At 66.4% G+C, this 19302-nt stretch carries 26 protein-coding genes; 1 reads left to right on the forward strand and 25 read right to left on the reverse strand.

From position 1 onward, the window contains the following. Window positions 1–5 precede the first annotated feature (5 nt). The 13 genes from RCF34_RS06455 to trmJ form a co-directional block, all read right to left on the reverse strand. Entirely contained in the window at window positions 6–983 is a 978-nt protein-coding gene (locus RCF34_RS06455; RefSeq protein WP_308707407.1) for a helix-turn-helix domain-containing protein, read from the reverse strand. Then, window positions 980–1750, reverse strand: a complete 771-nt coding sequence (gene pilW / locus RCF34_RS06460; protein ID WP_183628672.1) for a type IV pilus biogenesis/stability protein PilW — start codon at window positions 1748–1750, stop codon at window positions 980–982. Before pilW ends, RCF34_RS06455 begins: the two co-directional genes overlap by 4 nt. A gap of 10 nt (window positions 1751–1760) precedes the next feature. Beyond that, window positions 1761–2900, reverse strand: coding sequence for a 23S rRNA (adenine(2503)-C(2))-methyltransferase RlmN (gene rlmN, locus RCF34_RS06465; RefSeq protein WP_007162426.1), 1140 nt, complete (start codon window positions 2898–2900; stop codon window positions 1761–1763). 93 nt (window positions 2901–2993) lie between these two features. Beyond that, window positions 2994–3425, reverse strand: a complete 432-nt coding sequence (ndk, locus tag RCF34_RS06470; protein WP_158892855.1) for a nucleoside-diphosphate kinase — start codon at window positions 3423–3425, stop codon at window positions 2994–2996. A 91-nt stretch (window positions 3426–3516) separates the two neighbouring features. Then, complete coding sequence (gene iscX / locus RCF34_RS06475; RefSeq protein ID WP_308707408.1) at window positions 3517–3717, reverse strand: Fe-S cluster assembly protein IscX; 201 nt, start codon at window positions 3715–3717, stop codon at window positions 3517–3519. Between the two features lie 11 nt (window positions 3718–3728). Then, window positions 3729–4067, reverse strand: a complete 339-nt coding sequence (fdx, locus tag RCF34_RS06480; protein ID WP_017639751.1) for an ISC system 2Fe-2S type ferredoxin — start codon at window positions 4065–4067, stop codon at window positions 3729–3731. A gap of 7 nt (window positions 4068–4074) precedes the next feature. After that, entirely contained in the window at window positions 4075–5934 is a 1860-nt protein-coding gene (hscA, locus tag RCF34_RS06485) for a Fe-S protein assembly chaperone HscA (RefSeq protein WP_308707409.1), read from the reverse strand. Between the two features lie 45 nt (window positions 5935–5979). After that, complete coding sequence (gene hscB / locus RCF34_RS06490) at window positions 5980–6501, reverse strand: co-chaperone HscB (protein WP_308707410.1); 522 nt, start codon at window positions 6499–6501, stop codon at window positions 5980–5982. Between the two features lie 8 nt (window positions 6502–6509). Next, a complete protein-coding gene (iscA, locus tag RCF34_RS06495) occupies window positions 6510–6833 on the reverse strand; it encodes an iron-sulfur cluster assembly protein IscA (RefSeq protein ID WP_007162420.1) in 324 nt (107 codons plus the stop codon). Window positions 6834–6842: 9 nt separating this feature from the next. Next, on the reverse strand, window positions 6843–7229 hold the full coding sequence (iscU, locus tag RCF34_RS06500) for a Fe-S cluster assembly scaffold IscU (RefSeq protein WP_007162419.1): 387 nt from the start codon (window positions 7227–7229) through the stop codon (window positions 6843–6845). A 27-nt stretch (window positions 7230–7256) separates the two neighbouring features. After that, a complete protein-coding gene (locus tag RCF34_RS06505) occupies window positions 7257–8471 on the reverse strand; it encodes an IscS subfamily cysteine desulfurase (protein WP_308707411.1) in 1215 nt (404 codons plus the stop codon). A gap of 31 nt (window positions 8472–8502) precedes the next feature. Further along, window positions 8503–9000, reverse strand: a complete 498-nt coding sequence (iscR, locus tag RCF34_RS06510; protein ID WP_007162417.1) for a Fe-S cluster assembly transcriptional regulator IscR — start codon at window positions 8998–9000, stop codon at window positions 8503–8505. Window positions 9001–9084: 84 nt separating this feature from the next. Then, window positions 9085–9873: a tRNA (cytosine(32)/uridine(32)-2'-O)-methyltransferase TrmJ gene (gene trmJ, locus RCF34_RS06515; protein WP_308707412.1), complete on the reverse strand. Its 789-nt coding sequence runs from the start codon at window positions 9871–9873 to the stop codon at window positions 9085–9087. A gap of 140 nt (window positions 9874–10013) precedes the next feature. Here trmJ and suhB point away from each other — a divergent pair, with 140 nt between their 5' ends. Then, window positions 10014–10829, forward strand: coding sequence for an inositol-phosphate phosphatase (gene suhB, locus RCF34_RS06520; RefSeq protein WP_263259548.1), 816 nt, complete (start codon window positions 10014–10016; stop codon window positions 10827–10829). Window positions 10830–10923: 94 nt separating this feature from the next. Here the strand turns inward: suhB and RCF34_RS06525 are convergent, their stop codons facing one another. The 12 genes from RCF34_RS06525 to RCF34_RS06580 form a co-directional block, all read right to left on the reverse strand. Continuing rightward, window positions 10924–11328: a ClpXP protease specificity-enhancing factor gene (locus RCF34_RS06525; protein WP_158892868.1), complete on the reverse strand. Its 405-nt coding sequence runs from the start codon at window positions 11326–11328 to the stop codon at window positions 10924–10926. Window positions 11329–11339: 11 nt separating this feature from the next. Continuing rightward, the gene (locus tag RCF34_RS06530; protein ID WP_308707413.1) at window positions 11340–11954 is read right to left on the reverse strand and encodes a glutathione S-transferase N-terminal domain-containing protein; all 615 of its coding nucleotides are present in this window, start codon (window positions 11952–11954) and stop codon (window positions 11340–11342) included. Between the two features lie 272 nt (window positions 11955–12226). Next, window positions 12227–12892 (reverse strand): cytochrome c1, encoded by a 666-nt coding sequence (locus tag RCF34_RS06535; protein ID WP_308707414.1) that lies wholly within the window; start codon window positions 12890–12892, stop codon window positions 12227–12229. Beyond that, on the reverse strand, window positions 12889–14082 hold the full coding sequence (locus RCF34_RS06540; protein WP_308707415.1) for a cytochrome bc complex cytochrome b subunit: 1194 nt from the start codon (window positions 14080–14082) through the stop codon (window positions 12889–12891). Before RCF34_RS06540 ends, RCF34_RS06535 begins: the two co-directional genes overlap by 4 nt. After that, window positions 14079–14657 (reverse strand): ubiquinol-cytochrome c reductase iron-sulfur subunit, encoded by a 579-nt coding sequence (gene petA / locus RCF34_RS06545; protein ID WP_308707416.1) that lies wholly within the window; start codon window positions 14655–14657, stop codon window positions 14079–14081. The genes RCF34_RS06540 and petA overlap by 4 nt, the downstream gene beginning before the upstream one ends. Next, the gene (gene murB / locus RCF34_RS06550) at window positions 14654–15676 is read right to left on the reverse strand and encodes a UDP-N-acetylmuramate dehydrogenase (protein ID WP_308707417.1); all 1023 of its coding nucleotides are present in this window, start codon (window positions 15674–15676) and stop codon (window positions 14654–14656) included. Before murB ends, petA begins: the two co-directional genes overlap by 4 nt. After that, a complete protein-coding gene (locus tag RCF34_RS06555; RefSeq protein WP_308707534.1) occupies window positions 15666–16133 on the reverse strand; it encodes a low molecular weight protein-tyrosine-phosphatase in 468 nt (155 codons plus the stop codon). The genes murB and RCF34_RS06555 overlap by 11 nt, the downstream gene beginning before the upstream one ends. A 6-nt stretch (window positions 16134–16139) precedes the next feature. Beyond that, window positions 16140–16904: a 3-deoxy-manno-octulosonate cytidylyltransferase gene (gene kdsB, locus RCF34_RS06560; RefSeq protein WP_308707418.1), complete on the reverse strand. Its 765-nt coding sequence runs from the start codon at window positions 16902–16904 to the stop codon at window positions 16140–16142. Then, a complete protein-coding gene (locus RCF34_RS06565; protein WP_007162406.1) occupies window positions 16901–17086 on the reverse strand; it encodes a Trm112 family protein in 186 nt (61 codons plus the stop codon). The genes kdsB and RCF34_RS06565 overlap by 4 nt, the downstream gene beginning before the upstream one ends. Window positions 17087–17100: 14 nt before the next feature. After that, window positions 17101–18108, reverse strand: a complete 1008-nt coding sequence (gene lpxK / locus RCF34_RS06570) for a tetraacyldisaccharide 4'-kinase (protein WP_308707419.1) — start codon at window positions 18106–18108, stop codon at window positions 17101–17103. Then, window positions 18105–18545 carry a biopolymer transporter ExbD gene (locus tag RCF34_RS06575; protein WP_308707420.1) on the reverse strand — a complete coding sequence of 147 codons (441 nt, stop codon included), beginning with the start codon at window positions 18543–18545 and terminating at the stop codon, window positions 18105–18107. Before RCF34_RS06575 ends, lpxK begins: the two co-directional genes overlap by 4 nt. Then, window positions 18542–19177, reverse strand: coding sequence for a MotA/TolQ/ExbB proton channel family protein (locus RCF34_RS06580; protein WP_007162403.1), 636 nt, complete (start codon window positions 19175–19177; stop codon window positions 18542–18544). Before RCF34_RS06580 ends, RCF34_RS06575 begins: the two co-directional genes overlap by 4 nt. Between the last annotated feature and the right edge of the window lie 125 nt (window positions 19178–19302).

Genomic DNA, 19302 nt, shown 5'->3' on the forward strand with positions numbered 1-19302 from the left:
GGACGTCATTGTCCGGCCTGACCGAGTTTGATGCGGGCGGTCTCGCCCTTGGTGTAGGGCGCGAGGTCGACGACCTGGCCGTTGTAGGAGATCTGGGCACCGCGGGCGAAACCGAGACGGATGTTCACCGGTGCCTTGATCGAGGCGTAATCCAGGCTCTCGCCGCCCTTCTTCACGCCACTGAAGAGGATCTTGCCGGTACCGTCGCTGACCTGCGTCCAGCAGCTGGCGGTGAACCGGATGTTCAGGCTGTCGCTGCCGGCCACGGGAGCCGCGGCAGGCGCGCTGGCCGGCGCGGCAGGGGCCGCGGCGGTGGGCGCCGTGGGAGTAGGCGTGGTCGAACCCGTTACCGGGGCCGGGGTGGGCGCGGCGGTGGGGGCGGTCATGGCGGCGACGGCGTTGGCATCCGGCGTCGGCGTGCCTACCGGGGAAGGCAGGGTGGCAGCCGGCTGCTGGGCGACGACCGGGGGTTGTTCTTCCGGCTCGTCGATGGGGTGGATCTCGGTCTTGCCGTCGGCACCCTCGACCTCGACATGCTCCATGCTCACGGCACTGGAGCTGGAGGCCTGGCGACTGCGCTCCTGCCACCAGAACAGGCCCATGGCTATGATCAGCACCACCAGGATGAAACTGACGAATCTCAGGACATTGCGCGACAGCCGCACCGGCTCGTCGAGACGACCCAGGCTGTGCACGGTGCTGCCTTTGGCATCGGTGCCGGTATAGCCGTCGAAGGTACGCACCAGCTCGACCTGGTCCAGGCCGAGCAGCTTGCCATAGGCCTTGGTGTAGCCACGGGCAAAGGTGTGCCCCGGCATCTGCTGATAGTTGCCGGACTCGAGCTGCTCGATGATGCGCTCGCTGAGATTGAGATTCTGGGCGACCTGGGCCTGGCTCCAGCCAAGTTCCAGCCGCTTCTGCCGCAAGATCTCACCGGGATTGCCCCGTCCGGCGTGTACCGCTTCGGATTGCACTGCGGTCATTTCTGCTCCGACTGAAGTTGACGATATTCAGGTGAGTTCGGGTAGAGGCGCTTCAGCTGCAGGGCGTAACTCGCGGCGGTGTTGCGATCATTGAACACCTCGGCGAGACGGATCCCGAGCAACAGGCTGCGGGCATCCTGGGGGCTTAGCTGGCTGAAGGCCTGGTAATAGCTCCGGGACGGCACGTAATCGCGCGTCTGGTAGGCCAATTGAGCCAATTCGAACAGGGCCCTGGGCTGATTGCGATCCAGCCGCAGGGATTTTTCCAGATTTTCCTTGCCCAAGTCGACCTGATTGAGTCGCAGGGCGGTCAGGCCGAGATTCTCGAACACCCGGGCGCGCTCCGGGTAGAGGCTGTCCTCGGCGGCCTGGGTAAAGCGTTCGTAGGCATCCTTGTAGCGCCCCTGCTCATAGAGGAAGCTGCCGTAGTTGTTGAGGATGCGGGCATCGTGGGGCCGCTCGCGCAGGGCCAGGCGGTATTCCTGATCGGCCAGGTCGGTCTCGCCCTGGGCCTGGAACACCAGTCCGAGCGCGGCATGGGCGTCGGCGCTCGACGAATCCAGCTCCAGGGCCTTCTTCAGGGGTACCTTCGCCTGCTCGGTATTACCCTGCTGAACATAGCCGAGGCCGAGCTGGATGTAGGCGTCACGGGCCTGCATCCGTCCCTGGCGGGTATCCATGGGGTTGCGATCACCCTCGGTCACGCAGCCGGCGAGGCCGCCGACCACCAGGGCGAGCGCGACAGCCGCAAAGCGCGTGATCGCCATGGTCGCGCCCTCAGCCCTGGAGCGGCGTCACGGTTTCGGCACCGTCGAGCTGGCGAACGGCGATGTAACGCTGGCTACGCCGGGTGCGGTCCATGACCTGCCCCACCAGCTGGCCGCACGCGGCATCGATGTCGTCACCGCGGGTGGTACGCACCGTGACGTTGAAGCCGGCCTGCTGCAGCAGCTCCTGGAAACGGCGGGTGGCGTTCTTGCTCGGCCGCTCGTATCCGGAGTGCGGGAAGGGATTGAAGGGAATCAGGTTGATCTTGCAGGGTACGTTGCGCAACAGCTCGATCATCTGCAGCGCATGCTCGGGCAGGTCGTTGACGTCCTTGAGCAGGGTGTACTCGATGGTCAGGACGCGCTTCTCGCCCAGTTGGCCGATGTATCTCTGGCAGGCATCGAGCAGCATGGCCAGCGGATACTTGCGGTTGATCGGTACCAGCTCGTTACGCAGCTCGTCGTTGGGCGCGTGCAGCGACAGCGCCAGGGAGACGTCGATCTGCTTGGCCAGCTCTTCGATCATCGGCACCACGCCCGAAGTGGACAGGGTGACCTTGCGCTTGGAGATGCCGTAGCCCAGGTCATCCATCATGATGCGCATGGCGGCGACGACGTTGTCGAAATTCAGCAGTGGCTCGCCCATGCCCATCATCACCACGTTGGTGATGGCGCGGTCGATCTTGGCCGGTACGCTGCCAAAGGACTTGTTGGCGATCCACACCTGGCCGATCACCTCGGCGGCGGTGAGGTTGCTGTTGAAGCCCTGCTTGCCGGTGGAGCAGAAGCTGCAGTCCAGCGCGCAGCCGGCCTGGGACGACACACACAGGGTGCCACGGCCGTTCTGCGGAATGTAGACCGTCTCGACGCAGCTGCCGGAGGCGACGCGGATCACCCACTTGCGGGTGCCATCGCGGGAGATGTCCTCGCTGACGATCTCGGGGCCACGGATTTCCGCAGCGGCCTTGAGCTTTTCCTTGAGCGCCTTGCCCAGGTTGCTCATGGCGTCGAAATCGTCGATGCCGAAGTGATGGATCCACTTCATGACCTGGCCGGCGCGAAAGCGCTTCTCCCCGATGGACTCGAAGAACGACTCGAGCTGCGGCTGGGTCAGGCCCAGCAGATTGACCTTATCGGTGGCTGTGGTCATGGGATCACCTCGACGAAATCTGTTTGAAGCCCGCGCAGGACGCGGGCGGTGCCAGGAAGGCGGGCTGGCCGCTTCCCTGGCCAGCGCTCATCCTCAGCGGACGCGCTCGCAGACTTCGGTGGCTGCGAAGAAGTAGGAGATCTCGCGAGCGGCGGACGCTTCGGAGTCCGAACCGTGGACGGCGTTCTCGTCAATGGAGACGGCGAAGTCGGCACGGATGGTACCGGCGTCGGCTTTCTTGGGATCGGTGGCGCCCATCAGCTCACGGTTCTTGGCGATGGCGTTGTCGCCTTCCAGCACCTGAACCACGACCGGACCGGAGGTCATGAAGGAGACCAGATCCTTGAAGAAGGGACGCTCTTTGTGTTCGGCGTAGAAGCCACCGGCTTCGCGCTCGGACAGCTGGACCATCTTGGCAGCGACGACGCGCAGGCCAGCCTTCTCGAAGCGGGTGACGATCTCACCGACGACATTCTTGGATACGGCATCGGGCTTGATGATCGACAGGGTACGTTGAACAGACATGTGAACTCCGAATGTGGGAATAGAGCAAAAACGAAACCCGCGGATTATACGCGGGTCCCGGTGAAAAGCGTAGCGCGGTACGGGCGATGCGTCAGGCGGACTCGTCGATCCAGGCGGCCTGGATGGCCTCCAGCACCTTCTCGCCACCCCGCTGGGGATCGTCGTCGAACTCCGGCAGCGCCACGACCCAGTTGCGCAACTTGACGAAATTCACGTAGCGCGGATCCACGTCGGGATGGGCATCGTTGAGTTCGATGGCGATATCCAGCACATCGGTCCATTTCAGTGCCATGACAGCTGTCCTCAGTGACCTTCGGAAACCTGGTTGATGGTGTAGCGCGGAATCTCCACCACCAGGTCTTCGCTGCCTACTACCGCCTGGCAGGACAGGCGCGAACGCATCTCCAGGCCCCAGGCCTTGTCCAGCATGTCGTCCTCGAGCTCATCGGAGGGCTCGAGGGAGTCGAAGCCCTCCTGGACGACGACATGGCAGGTGGTGCAGGCACAGGACATCTCGCAGGCGTGCTCGATGTCGATGCCGTTGCGCATGGCCGCGGCGATGATGGTTTCGCCTTCGCTGGCTTCGAAGACCGCGCCCTCGGGGCAGTGCTCGGCGTGGGGCAGCAGGGTGATCTGCGGCATGATGGAACTACTCCTCGATATCGTTGAGACGGCGACCCGCCAGGGCCGCCTTGACCGAGGCGTTCATCCGCCGTGCGGCGAAGGCATCGGTCACCTGGGAAAGACGCTTGGTCTGCTCTTCGAGCGCCTGGACGTCGGTGGCTTCCAGCAGTTCGGCCAGGCGGCCGATTTCCAGCTCGATCACCTGGTGCTCCTCGGCGTCCAGCAGGCGCTCGCCATCGACGGCCAGCGCGGCGGTGACCGCCTCGACCAGCCGCCGGGCCTCGACCTGCTGCTCGCGCAGCGCGCGAGCCTGCATGTCGTCACCGGCATGGCGGAAGGAGTCCTGCAGCATGTTGGCGATCTCGCCATCGGTCAGGCCGTAGGACGGCTTGACCTGGACGCTGGCTTCCACGCCGCTGGACAGCTCGCGGGCGCTGACGCCGAGCAGGCCATCGGCATCGACCTGGAAGGTGACGCGGATCTTGGCGGCACCGGCGACCATGGGCGGGAAACCGCGCAGCTCGAAGCGGGCCAGGGAGCGGGCGTCCTTGACCAGTTCGCGCTCGCCCTGCAGCACATGCACCAGCATGGCGGTCTGGCCGTCGCGATAGGTGGTGAAATCCTGACCCCGCGCCACCGGGATGGTGGTGTTGCGCGGAATGATCTTTTCCATCAGCCCACCCATGGTCTCGAGGCCCAGGGACAGCGGGATGACGTCCAGCAGCAGCAACTCTTCGCCAGCACGGTTGCCGGCCAGCGAATCGGCCTGCAGGGCAGCACCGATGGCCACCACGCGATCCGGATCGATGTCGGTGAGCGGGGTGCAGTCGAACAGTTCGCCCACGACTTCACGGACATAGGGCACGCGGGTGGAACCGCCGACCATGACCACGGCGCGGATATCCGCCGGCTCCACTTCCGCATCGCGCAGGGCGCGGCGACAGGCCTTGAGGCTGCGCGCGACCAGCGGCGCGATGAGCGCCTGGAAGGTGCTGCGTTCCAGCACGCCCGACCAGTCGCCGTGACTGACCTCGACGCGCTCGGCGGTCGACAGGGCTTCCTTGGCGGCGCAGGCGCTCTGCAGCAGGCGCCGCTGGGTGCCCGGGTCCAGATCGCTGGACAGCCCTGCCTGCTGCACGATCCAGCCGGCGATGGCGTGATCGAAGTCGTCACCGCCCAGGGCACTGTCGCCACCGGTGGCCATGACTTCGAAGACGCCGCGGGTCAGGCGCAGGATGGAGATGTCGAAGGTGCCGCCACCCAGATCGTAGATGGCGACCACGCCCTCCTCGCCCCGGTCCAGGCCGTAGGCCACGGCCGCCGCGGTGGGCTCGTTGAGCAGACGCAGGACGTTCAGGCCGGCGAAGCGAGCGGCGTCCTTGGTGGCCTGACGCTGGGCATCGTCGAAGTAGGCCGGCACGGTGATGACGGCGCCGACCAGCTCGCCACCCAGGGTGGCTTCGGCGCGCTCGCGCAGCACCCGCAGGATGTCGGCGGAGACCTCTACCGGACTCTTGCGCCCGGCAGCGGTATCGATGAAGGGCATTTCCGACTCGCCGGCCACGAAGCGATAGGGCAACTGCTCGCCCAGCTGCTTGACGTCGGCGATGCCACGCCCCATGAGGCGCTTGACGGAAAGGATGGTATTGAAAGGATCCTGGGCGGCGGCGGCCTTGGCGCCCGCCCCCACTTCCACGCCAGCGGCGGCGTAGCGCACCGCGGACGGCAGGATCACCTCGCCCTGCAGATCGGGCAGGGTCTCGGCCACGCCACTGCGGACGGCGGCCACGAGGGAATTGGTGGTGCCCAGATCAATGCCCACCGCCAGCTTGCGCTGGTGCGGCTTGGGCGCCATTCCGGGTTCGGCTATCTGCAATAGAGCCATTGGCTAGTCGGCTTATGGTTGTCGGTGCCGGAGCGACACCTGTGATTAATCGTCCAGACGCTCTTCGAGCTGGCGGATCTCGCTGGCCAGCTTGTCGAGAAACTGCATGCGACGGACCAGGCGCTCGGCGACCGCGCGCTGGGCAGGATCCTGCCAGATCGCGGCGAAGGCCTGCTCGATGTCGCGCTGCGCATCCTTGAGCCGCTGGCGGAAGGCGGGAATGCCCGCGCTGTCGCCGGCGTCCTGCAGGTCTTCCAATTCCTCGCGCCACTGCAATTGCTGCATGAGGAAATCGGTGTCCTGGATGGTCGCCTCGAGCGGCATCTCATGCCCTTCGAGCTCCAGCAGATAGCGCGCACGACGCGACGGGGCGCGCAGCACGTGATAGGCCTCGTTGAGCTCGGCCGACCGCTCCAGCGCCTGGCGCCGCTCGCGCTCCGGCGCATCGGCGAATCGATCCGGATGAACCGTGCGGGCCAGGTCGCGATAGCGCGAGGCCAGACCCGCCTGGTCGATCTGGAAGGCGGGTTTGATCTCGAACAGCGCGAAGTGACAGGGCTTACCCATGACGGGCCTCAAATGTTGAAGCTTTCGCCGCAGCCACACTCGCCACGCACGTTGGGATTGTTGAACTTGAAGCCCTCGTTGAGGCCTTCACGCACGAAATCCAGCTCGGTGCCGTCCAGGTAGACCAGGCTCTTGGGGTCGATGATGACCTTGACGCCATGGCTTTCGAACACCTGGTCCTCGGCCGCGAATTCGTCGACGAACTCGAGTACGTAGGCCAGTCCCGAGCAACCCGTGGTACGAACGCCCAGGCGGATGCCCTCCCCCTTGCCGCGCCCATCGAGGGAACGCTGCACGTGACGGGCGGCCGACTCGGTCATGCTGATCGCCATGGTTCCTCCTTAGAGCAGGCCTTTCTTCTGCTTGTAGTCGCTGACCGCCGCCTTGATGGCGTCTTCGGCGAGTACCGAGCAGTGGATCTTCACCGGCGGCAGGGCCAGCTCTTCGGCGATCATGCTGTTCTTGATCGACGCCGCTTCTTCGATGCTCTTGCCCTTCATCCACTCGGTGGCCAGGGAGCTGGACGCGATGGCGGAGCCGCAACCGTAGGTCTTGAACTTGGCGTCTTCGATGATGCCCTGCTCATTGACCTTGATCTGCAGACGCATCACGTCGCCGCAGGCCGGAGCGCCGACCATGCCGGTGCCGACATCGGGATCGGCCGCGTCGAACTTGCCGACGTTGCGCGGGTTTTCGTAGTGGTCGATGACCTTTTCACTGTATGCCATGATTCAATCCTCGCTTATCAGGGTGGGTCAGTGGGCTTGCCACTCGACCTGACTCAGGTCTACGCCTTCTTTGAACATGTCCCACAGCGGAGACAATTCGCGCAACTTGTTGACGGCTTCGGTGACCTTGCCCGCGGCATAGTCAACGTCTTCTTCGGTGGTGAAGCGACCGAAGGTGAAGCGAATGGAGCTATGCGCCAGTTCGTCATTGCGGCCCAGGGCACGCAGGACGTAGGACGGCTCCAAGGACGCCGAGGTACAGGCCGAACCGGACGACACCGCCAGATCCTTGAGCGCCATGATCAGCGACTCGCCTTCGACGTAGTTGAAGCTCAGGTTCAGGTTGTGCGGCACGCGATGGAGCAGGCTGCCGTTCAGGTAGACCTCTTCCAGGCCTTCGAACTGACGGTAGAAGCGATCGCTCAGGGCCTTGATGCGGGCATTTTCCTGGACCATCTCTTCCTTGGCGATGCGGAAGGCTTCGCCCATGCCGACGATCTGGTGGGTCGCCAGGGTGCCGGATCTCATGCCACGCTCGTGACCGCCACCATGGGTCTGGGCCTCGATGCGCACGCGCGGCTTGCGGCGGACGTAGAGGGCGCCAATGCCCTTGGGACCATAGGTCTTGTGCGCCGAGAAGGACATCATGTCGACCTTGAGCTTTTCCAGATCGATCTCGACCTTGCCGGTGGACTGGGCGGCGTCGACGTGGAAGAGCACGCCCCGGGAGCGGGTCAGCTCGCCGATGGCGGCGATGTCGTTGACGGTACCGATCTCGTTGTTGACGTGCATGATGGACACCAGGGTGGTGTCGTCACGCAGAGCCGCCTCGATCATCTCGGGGGTGATCAGGCCGTCTTCGCCCGGCTCGAGATAGGTGACCTCGAAGCCCTCGCGCTCGAGCTGACGGGTGGTGTCCAACACCGCCTTGTGCTCGATCTTCGAGGTGATCAGGTGCTTGCCCTTGTTCTGATAGAAGTGCGCGGCGCCCTTGATGGCCAGGTTGTCGGACTCGGTGGCACCGGAGGTCCAGACGATCTCGCGCGGGTCGGCGTTGACCAGTTCGGCCACCTGACGACGGGCATTTTCCACGGCTTCCTCGGCCTTCCAGCCGAACAGGTGGGAGCGCGATGCGGGGTTGCCAAAGTTGCCGTCCACCAGCAGGCACTCGCTCATCTTCTGAGCGACGCGCGGATCGACGGGCGTGGTGGCGGAATAGTCTAGGTAGATCGGCAATTTCATCGGTTACTCCTAATCAGACGGGCGTCTCTGCTCAGTCGATGGTGGACGCTTCGATTTTTTCGACCGCCAAGGGCGATTGCTTGCTGGCACAGGCCTTGGTGTCCTGACGCTTGGCAACCTGCTGGATCTCGTTGCGGGCGACCAGGTCAGCCAGGGTGATGCCACTCAAAAAGGTGTGGATCTGATCGCTCAGATCGCACCAGAGGTGGTGGGTCAGGCAGGTATCACCCTGGTGACAACCCCCACTGCCCTGGCAGCGGGTGGCATCCACGGATTCGTTGACCGCGTCGATCACCTGGGCCACATGGATACCGCCCATGTCGCGCGCCAGCTGATAGCCGCCACCGGGACCGCGCACGCTGTTGACCAGCGAGCCACGACGCAGACGTGCGAACAACTGTTCCAGATAGGACAGCGAGATGCCCTGCCGCTCGGAAATGTCGGCCAGCGACACCGGACCCCGCTGGGCGTGCAGCGCCAGGTCGAGCATGGCGGTTACGGCATAGCGGCCTTTGGTGGTCAGTCTCATGACGAACTCGAGCGGGTTGCATCGGATGACCTCGATTATCGGATTCCCGACAAAAAAGGTCAACTATAAAACCAACCAAATCACTCAGGCATTATCTATCGGGGGGATAGTCCGCGGGTGGGATTCGCCACGGGCGGCCTTCTGGGTTTCAGTCAGGACGCCACGCAGGATGTTCATCTCCAGCTTGCTGATGCCGGCACGCCCATAGAGGCGCCGCAAGCGACTCATCAGGTGGCGCGGCTTGGCCGGATCGAGGAAGCCGATCTCCACCAGGGTCTGCTCCAGGTGCTCGTAATAGAGCTCCAGCTCTTCCACCGTCACCGGCTGGGTGTTGAGCATGGCGGTGGCTTCGACCTTGTTCATCTTGGTCGGCTGGTTCTGCGCCGCGAGCCAGGCCATGCGCACTTCGTACACCAGCACCTGGACCGCCGCGGCGAGGTTGAGCGAGCCGAAGGCCGGGTCCGAGGGGATGTGCACGTGGTAGTGGCAGCGCTGCAACTCCTCGTTGGTGAGCCCGGCGTACTCGCGACCGAAGACCAGGGCGACCTCGCCCCCCTGCTCCACCTGGGCCAGGGAGGTGGTGGCGCATTCGCGCGGATCCAGCAGCGGCCAGGGGATGCGGCGATCGCGGGCACTGGTGCCCAGCACCAGGCTGCAGCCGCTCAGGGCTTCTTCCAGGGTGTCGACGACGACGGCGGCGTCGAGCACATCGTTGGCCCCGGAGGCACGCGCATTGGCCTCGCCGCTGGGAAAGTCCTCGGGATCGACCAGATAGAGGCGCGACAGGCCCATGTTCTTCATGGCCCGGGCGGCACCGCCGATGTTGCCGGGATGGCTGGTATTGACCAGAACGACGCGGATGTTGTTCAGCACGTGGCTATCCTCGAGCGGACGCGGGAAATCGGCGCCGTATACTACGCCCACACGCGCTCGCTGGCCACGAATACCCCTTCCCGCGCCGCGAAGTCTGCTATCATTGCCGGCTTTCCTTATACAACCCAGGTGATTTATCCATGCAGCCCATGCTGAACATCGCACTGCGCGCGGCCCGCAGCGCCGGTGAACTGATTTTCCGTTCGATTGAGCGCCTGGACGTGATCGCCGTCGACGAAAAAGGCGCCAACGACTTCGTCTCCGAAGTCGACCGGGCCGCCGAGCAGACCATCCTTGCCACCCTGCGCAAAGCCTATCCCACCCATGGTTTCCACGGTGAGGAATCCGGCTACCTGGCGGGCGAAGGCGAAGGCGCCGACTACGTCTGGATCGTCGACCCGCTGGATGGCACCACCAACTTCCTCCGTGGCGTTCCGCACTTTTCGGTGAGCATCGCCTGCAAGTACAAGGGCCGCCTGGAACACGCCGTGGTGCTGGATCCGGTGCGTCAGGAAGAATTCACCGCCAGCCGTGGCCGCGGTGCCGCCCTGAACGGCCGGCGCATCCGCGTCACCAACCGTCGTAGCCTGGAAGGCGCCCTGCTAGGTACCGGTTTCCCCTTCCGTGCCAATGACGTCGATCACCTGGACAACTACCTGGGCATGTTCCGCAGCCTGATCGGCCAGACCGCCGGCATCCGCCGTGCCGGCTCCGCTGCCCTCGACCTGGCCTATGTCGCCGCCGGTCGCTTCGATGCCTTCTGGGAAATGGGCCTGTCGGAGTGGGACATGGCGGCAGGCGCGCTGCTGGTGCAGGAAGCCGGTGGCCTGATCGGCGACTTCAATGGTGGCCACGACTTCCTCGAGAAGGGCCACATCGTCGCCGGCAACCCCAAGTGCTTCCGCGGCCTGCTGACCCAGATCCAGCCGCACCTGCCGGCCTCGCTCAAGCGCTGAATTCGCATCGCTCACGAAAAAGCCCCTGTCGGCAGCGCCGACAGGGGCTTTTTCTTGCCTGCCGCAGAGGGACTCCGCGGCAGGCTGGAGGGGATCACTTGACCACTTTCAGACTCGGCCGCGCCGGTGCCGGCTTGGGCGCCTCGGGCTTGCTGCCACCGTTGTCGGGGCCCTGGTCATCCGGCGGGCTGGGCTCGCTGTCGAAGACCATGCCCTGGCCATTCTCCCGGGCGTAGATGGCCAGGATGGCGCCGATCGGGACATAGAGGTTGTAGGCCACGCCGCCGAAGCGGCCGTTGAAGCTCACCGCCTCGTTGTCCATGTGCAGGTCACGCACGGCACTGGGCGACGCGTTCAGCACGATCTGGCCGTCGTTGGCATAGCCCGGCGGCACGCGCACCTCGGCGTAGTCGGCATTGACCAGCAGGTGGGGCGTGCAGTCGTTGTCCACGATCCACTCGTAGAGCGCGCGGACCAGGTAGGGGCGACTGGAATTCATGGGGTTCTCCTCTAGCGCATCTCACGCTCGGTGACCGAAAGGCTGGATCGGAAACTGTCGCGCGCGAACATGCGATCCATGTAGTCCTGCAGCGGCTTGGCGGCCCGGGGCAGTTCGATGCCCAGGCGCGGCAGTCGCCACAGGAGGGGGAGCAGGCAACAGTCCACCAGGGAAAAGTCGTCGCTCAAGAAAAAGGGTTTTTCCGCGAAGATCGGCGCCACGCCGGTCAGGCTCTCGCGCAATTCCTTGCGCACGGCGGCGAGGTCGGCGCCCGGCGCCGCCTGCAGGATGGCGTCCACCAGGGTGCACCAGTCGCGCCCGATGCGGTGCATCAGCAGCCGCGACTGGCCGCGGGTGACCGGATAGGCCGGCAACAGCGGCGGATGCGGATAGCGTTCCTCGAGGTACTCCATGAGCACCTCCGTGCCATAGAGCACCAGGTCGCGATCCATCAGCGTCGGCACGGTGCCATAGGGATTGTGCTCGGCCAGCTGCCGCGGGCATTCCCCTCGGCGCACGGCGATCAGCTCGCACTCGACGTTCTTTTCCGCCAGGATCAGACGGATCCGGTGGCTGTAGTGATCCTCGGGATCATGGAAACAGGTCAGGCGGGTTATGGCGCCCATGGGTCCCTCCCCCGTCGGGGGCGAAGCTGCAAAGGCGGGATTATCTCGCACCTTGCGGCCCGAGACCTAGGCTTTGTCCGAAAACTGCCTGCGCATCGGTGATGCTGCGTTAAAAATGGACTCGGAATGCTCATTTACCACTCGTAGACTCCGCTTCCCGCCGCTTTGATTCGCTGGCGCTCACCCTTCGGACCAGCCGTTGGCCGTTACTCCCGTTGGTCGTTGCGCCTTGCCTCACCTTCGCTCGGCGACTTTTCAGACGAGCCGTCTCCTCATTGCTCACTGTCGGGCAATCGCCGCCAGAATTCACGCTTGAGCCAGAAGGCCAGGACGGCGAACAGCACCAGATAGCCCAGCACCCAGGGCGCGAGCCGCCAGGCCAGGCTGCGCTCGGGCGCGGCGGAATAACCGAGGTAGGCGACCAGATCGTCGACGGTACGGGCGAACTGCTCGGGAGTCTGGGCGCCACTGCCCGGCTCCAGGCGCAGCACGCAGCGTCCCGCGCTGCAGTCGCGCAGCTGGCGACCGCGCAGGGCGGCCAGGACGTCGGGCATGCGGGTGCCGGGCGCCGCGAGGTTGTCGACCCCGAGCGGCCGCCCGGGCGCCAGGTAGAACTCCTGCAGGAAGGCGCGCAGCCAGGCCTCGCCACGCACCGCGGCGATCAGGGTGAGGTCCGGCGGCATGCTGCCGAAGGCGCGGCGGGCATCCTCGGGCTTGAGCAGCCCGAGCATGGGCGCACTGGCGGTGCGCCCGGGCGCCCAGCTGGCGAGGTCCAGGTGAAGATCGGCGGCGACGCGATCGAAGCGCTGGTACTCCTGGCCATGGCAGGCCAGGCAATAGCGACCGAAGGTGATGGCGCCCGCCCGGGGATCGCCTTCGGCGCCGCTGGCCAGACCACTGCACAGCAGCAGCATGCCCAATAGCAGATAGCGACTCATGGGCGGGGCTCCGGCAGCCGGCGCAGGGGACCCAGGCGACTGTACCAGGGCATGCCCAGCAGGCTGATGAAATAGACACCCGCGGCCAGGCGCGCCAGCCACAGGCGCCCATCGGTCAGCGCGACCACGCCTAGAACGCCCAGGGCGACAAAGGCCAGACAGGCCAGGTACAGGCCCAGCCGCGCCGGCCAGGCCTTGTGGCGGATCGAGCGGACCGCGCTACGATCCAGCCAGGGCAGCACGAACAGCAGGGCGATGGCCAGGGCCGCCAGGCCGAGACCGCCGGCCTTGCTCGGCACCGCCCGCAGCAGCGCATAGAAGGGGGCCAGGTACCACGGCGGCGCGATGTGCGCGGGGGTCACCAGTGGATCGGCCGGCTGCTGGTTGGCCGGTTCCAGCACCAGCCCGCCCAGGTCCGGCGCCAGCAGTACCACGGCGAGAAAGACCAGCAGGAAGACCGCCAGGCCGCAGAGGTCCTTGAGCGTCAGATAGGGGTGGAAAGGCACCCCGGCGGCACCGCTGACATCACGGTCGTCACCCTCGGGATTGTTCGAGCCGGTCTGGCGCAGGGCGCCGACGTGCAGGGTCACCAGCGTGAGGATCAGCAGTGGCAGCCCCACCACATGCAGGGCCTGGAAGCGCCGCAGGGTGGCGTCGGACAGCACCACCCCGCCGCGCAGCAGGTCGGCCACGGTCGGGCCTATCGCCGGCAGTGCCTCGACCGCGCTCAGGGACACCTGGGCGCCCCAGTAGGAGAGCTGGCCCCAGGGCAGCAGATAGCCGAAGAAGGCCTGGGCCAGGAGGAGCAGGTAGAGCAGCACGCCAAAGCTCCAGACCAACTCCCGCGGCGCGCGATAGGAACCATAGAGCAGGCCGCGCAGCATATGCAGGTAGAGGCAGACGAACAGCGCCGAGGCGCCCACCGCGTGCAGATAGCGGATCAGCCAGCCGAAGGGCACCTCGCGCATGAACAGCTGGACCGAGGCGAAGGCACCCTTCACGGTGGGTTCATAGCCGAACAGCAGCCAGAGACCGGTCAGCACCTGCAGCGCCAGGATGAAGAGCAACAGGGAGCCGAACAGGTAGAAGACGTTGAGATTGCGCGGCACCCGGTAGTCGCTGAGGTGCCGCCGCCAGAAGGCGCCCAGGGGCAGCCGTCGTTCCAGCCAGCCGGGTTCCCTGTCCTTCATGCCGCGCCCTCCCCGTCGCTGCCGATCACCAGCAGGTTGTCGCCACGGAAATGATGGGGCGGCACGGCCAGATTCAGCGGCGCCGGCTGGTCGCGATAGACCCGGCCAGCCAGATCGAACCGGGAGCCATGGCAGGGACAGAGATAACCGCCGTCCCGGTCCGCCACGCCTGGCGCCAGGGAGGGAATGCAGCCCAGGTGGGTGCAGAGGGCGGTGACGACGAAGATGTCCGACCGCCGCGATCTCAGGCGCGGATCCACATAGGGTGGCTGGCTGGATTCCCGGGAATCCGGATCGGCGAGTCCGGCCTGATCGGCCAGCAGACGGGCCTGGTCCGCCGTGCTGCGGCGCAGGACACAGACCGGCTGGCCGCGCCACTGCACCGTGAGTTGCTCGCCGTCGCGCAAGGCCTGGAGATCCACCTCGACCGGCGCCGCCGCCACTTCCGCCGAACGGCCGGGCCGCAGGGCGCAGACGAAGGGCACGCTACCCGCCACCAGCCCCAGGCCGCCGACGGCGGAGGTGGTGGCGATCAGCAGGCGGCGGCGTTGGGCATCGGGAGCGTCGTCGGTCACGTCAGGCTTCCCGGCTCCATCTCCAGCGTCACGCCGAAGCGCTCGCGCACCGAGGCGCGGATGCGCTCGGCCAGGGCCAGGACGTCGCGACTGCGGGCGCCGCCGAAGTTGACCAGCACCAGCGCCTGGGCGGCATGCACCCCCACGGCGCCGTCGCGATGCCCGCGCCAGCCGGCCTGGTCGATCAGCCAGCCGGCGGCCAGCTTGACGCTGCCATCGGCCTGCGGATAGGTCGCCAGGCTCGGGTAGCGCTCATGCAATGCCGCGGCTTCGCCGGCGGTGACCACCGGATTCTTGAAGAAGCTGCCGGCATTGCCCAGCACCGCCGGGTCGGGCAGTTTGCGCTGGCGAATGCCGCAGATGGCCGCGCTGACGGCTTCGGGCGTGGGCTGCATGACGCCCGCCTCGGCCAGGGCCTGGCGCACCGGACCGTAGTCCAGCACCAGCTGCGGCTGACGACTGAGCCGGAAGCGTACCCGCAGCACGATCCAGCGCCCGGCCTCGGCCTTGAAGCGACTCTCGCGGTAGGCGAAGGCGCAGTCGGCTGGGGTGAGGTCGTGGAGTTCGCCGCTATGGCGATCGAGCGCTGTCACCCCGGCGCATCTGTCCTTCAGCTCGACGCCATAGGCGCCGATGTTCTGGATCGGCGAAGCCCCCACGGTGCCCGGGATCAGGCTGAGATTCTCCAGGCCGTACCAGCCGTTGGCCAGGGTCGCCATGACGAAGGGATGCCAGGGCTCGCCGGCTTCGGCTTCCACCAGCAGGGCATCGCCCTCCTCCGCCAGCAGGCGGATACCGCGGGACGTCAGCCGCAGCACCAGGCCCTCGACCCGCTCGGGCAGGACCAGATTGCTGCCACCGCCCAGCACCCGTAGCGGTACGCCGAGTTGCCGCGCCAAGGCCAGGGCCTCGCGGACCTCGGCATCGCTCGCGGCTTCCAGATAGCGGTCGGCTTCTGCCACCAGGCCGAAGGTGTTGAGCCCCTGCAGCGGGACCTGCTGTTGCAGCTCAGCGACCATGACGGGCAGCCACTTCGGCGACCAGGCCGTCGCAGGCGCCTTCCAGCAGGTCGAGGACCCGCTCGAAGCCGGCTGCACCGCCGTAATAGGGATCGGGTACTTCGTCCACCGCCAGGCCCTGGCGCGCCAGGAAGAGTTCGGGCACCGCGCCCCCATCCGGGCGCAGCTGCTCCAGCCAGGCGAGGTTGTCCTGGTCCATGGCCAGGATCAGGTCGAAGCGCTGGAAATCGTCCTTGGCTACCTGGCGCGCGCGCAGGTCGCCGATGGCATAGCCGCGACCCGCAGCGGCCTGGATGGCACGGGAATCCGGTGCCTTGCCGACATGCCAGTCACCGGTACCGGCCGAGTCCAGCTGCACCCCCTCGGCCAGACCGGCGGCGTCCAGCTTGGCCCTGAGGATGCCTTCGGCGGTGGGCGAGCGGCAGATGTTGCCCATGCAGACGAACAGGATGCGCAGGGTCATCTAGGCTCCCAGCAGGCGTCTGACGCGCTCGAGGTCTTCCAGGGTATCCACGCCGGCCTGGGGCGCTTCCAGGGCATCGGCGACATGGATACGGACGCCGTGCCAGAGGGCACGCAGCTGCTCCAGGGCTTCGATCTCTTCCAGGGCGCAGGGACCCCAGCTGACGAAGTCGGCGAGGAAGCCGGCGCGGTAGGCATAGATGCCGATATGGCGGCGGTAGGGAAAACCCTGGGGCAGCTGCGCGCGATTAGCGGCGAAGGCATTGCGGGCCCAGGGCAACGGCGCCCGACTGAAGGTCAGCGCCAGGCCGTTCAGGTCGGTGCTCACCTTGACCACATTGGGATTGAACAGGCTGTCGACGTCCCCGATCGGCTCGGCCAGGGTGGCCACGCCGGCTTCGGGATGGGCGGCGAGATTGCCGGCCACCTGGTCGATCACGGCCGGCGGAATCAGCGGCTCGTCGCCCTGGACGTTGACCACCAGGGCGTCATCGGCGAGGCCGAGCAGTTCGGCCACCTCGGCCAGGCGATCGGTGCCCGAGGCATGGTCGGCGCGGGTCAGCAGGACCCGGGCGCCAAAGCCCTCGCAGGCACGCAGGATGTCGTCGTGGTCGGTCGCCACCACCACCTGCTCGGCGCCACTGCGGCTGGCCTGCTCCCAGACGTGCTGGATCATCGGCTTGCCAGCGACGTCGAGCAGCGGCTTGTTGGGCAGCCGGGTACTGGCCAGTCGCGCCGGGATGACGACGGTGAAAGCGGTGCTCATTTGTCCAGACGCTCGTCCGTGGTGATGATGCGCGCCTCGCTTTCCAGCATCACCGGGATGCCGTCGCGAATCGGGAAGGCCAGGCCGGCGGCCTTGCTGATGAGTTCGGTCTTGTCGTCGCTCAGGATCAGCGGGCTCTTGGTCAGGGGGCAGGCGAGGATGTCCAGCAGCTTGAGATCCATGGGCAGAGGTTCCGTCAGTGAGAATGTTCGGGCAGGAGCCGGTCGAGACGCCCATCCAGCCAGCCGACGAAGGCGGCCGAGGGCTGGGCGTCCACCGCCAGGTACCACCAGTCGGCAGCGGCGAAGGACCGGCACTTGACCGCGTCCTTCTCGGTCATCACCAGCGGCAGCTCGGGCGTGAAGGCCAGGTCCGCGACGCTGTAGGTGGCGTGATCGGCGAAGGCATGGGGCAACGGCTGCCAGTGTAGTCCTTCGAGGGTGGCGAAGAAACGCCCGGGGTTGCCGATGCCGGCCAGGGCATGCAGCCGCTGCCCCGGGGGAAAGAAGTCCAGCGGCCGGGTCTCGCCGCTGCGCAGATTGATCAGCGCGCTGGGCTGCAGGGTCAGGCCATAGCCGTCGGCAGGATCGACGGCGGCGCCGTTGTGGATCACGGCGTCCACCTCGGCCAGACGCTCCAGGGGCTCGCGCAGCGGCCCGGCCGGCAGGCAGCGGCCATTGCCGAAACCCCGTGCCGCGTCGACCATCACCAGCTCCAGGTCGCGGGCCAGGCGATAGTGCTGCAGGCCGTCGTCGCTGAGGATGACATCGAGGCGCTCTTCGGCGAGCAGACGTTCGACGGCGCGACCGCGGTCGGGATCCGTCACCAGGGCAACGCCGGTGCGCTGCACGATCAGCAGCGGCTCGTCGCCGGCGACGGCGGCGGGGTCGGTGGCCCGCACCCGCCAGGGCAGACTCGGCGGCGTGGCGCCATAGCCGCGACTGACCACCCCGACCCTCAACCCACGCGTGCGCAGGTGGCCGATCAGCCAGAGGATCATGGGGGTCTTGCCGGTCCCGCCGACAGTGAGATTGCCCACCACGATGACCGGGACCGGCGCGCGATGGATGCTGCCCTGCCCCGCCAGGAAGCGCTGGCGCTTGCGCCGGGCAACCTGGCGATAGAGGGCTTCGAGCGGGGTCAGCAGACCCAGCGCCGGATGTCCTGCATACCAGGCACGGACCAGGCGTTCGCCCAGGCTCACGGACGTTTCGCCTGGGCCTCGAGGGTGGTGATGCGCAACTGGCTGAAGCCCAGCTTGCCGGCGGCGTCCATGGCCATGACCACCGCCTGGTGGGTGGCGCGGCCATCGGCGGTGATCACCAGCGGCAGGCTGTTGTCGCCGCCGGATTCCCGCTGCAGCGCGGTAGTCAGGCCGGTCAGGTCGTTGCGCGCCAGGGTCTGGCCGTTGAGCGCCATCTGGCCCTCGGCGGTGATGCTGATTTCCAGGGTCTTGGCCTGGTTGGCGGCCGCCGCGGCGCTGTCGGCCTCGGGCAGTTCGAGCTTCAGCTGGCTGGGCTTGCTGAAGGTCGCGGTCACCACGAAGAACAGCAGCAGGACGAAGATGACGTCGATGAAGGACGCCAGGTTGATATAGACCTCTTCGCGAGCGGCGCCCCCGGCGCGGCGACGGAATTTCACGCCGGGGCTCCTTCGCGGACGTCCACCTCGCGATCGCCGTGGAGGATGTCCACCAGCTTGACCGCTTCCTGCTCCATGCCCACCACCAGCTCATCGACCCGGCGCAGCAGGTAGCGATGGAAGAACACCGCGGGAATCGCCACCAGCAGGCCAGTGGCGGTGGTGACCAGGGCCTTGGAGATGCCGCCGGCGAGGATGGGCGCATTGGCCATGCCGTCGTTCATGAAGGCGCTGAAGATGTCGATCATGCCGAACACCGTGCCGAGCAGGCCCATCAGGGGCGCCAGGGCGGCGATGCTGCCGAGGGTGTTGAGATAGCGCTCGAGGTCGTGCACCACGCGGCTGCCGGCTTCCTCGATGGCTTCCTTCATGATGTCGCGACCATGGCGGGAATTGGCCAGGCCCGCGGCGAGGATGTCGCCCAGGGGAGACCCGGCGCGCAATTCGCGCAGCCGCTCGGCATTGAGCTGCTTGTCCTGGATCCAGCGCCAGACCTGCGCGAGCAACGTCGGCGGCGCGACCCGGCTGCGCCTCAGGGTCCACAGCCGCTCGGCGATGATGGCCGTGGCCAGGATGGAACTGAGAATGATCGGCAGCATCATCCAGCCGCCAGCTTTGACCATTTCGAACACGAGACCGTTACCCCTGCCGCAAAATGCGGCCACTCTAGCACGAACGCCGGAGGGCCTGTTCAAGGGCTCGCGAGCTAGAGACAAACAAGGCGAGAATGGCCGAGGAAGCCGAGTTTACGAGGGGT

This window comes from Pseudomonas sp. 102515 (assembly GCF_031085165.1).
GTDB lineage: Bacteria > Pseudomonadota > Gammaproteobacteria > Pseudomonadales > Pseudomonadaceae > Chryseomonas.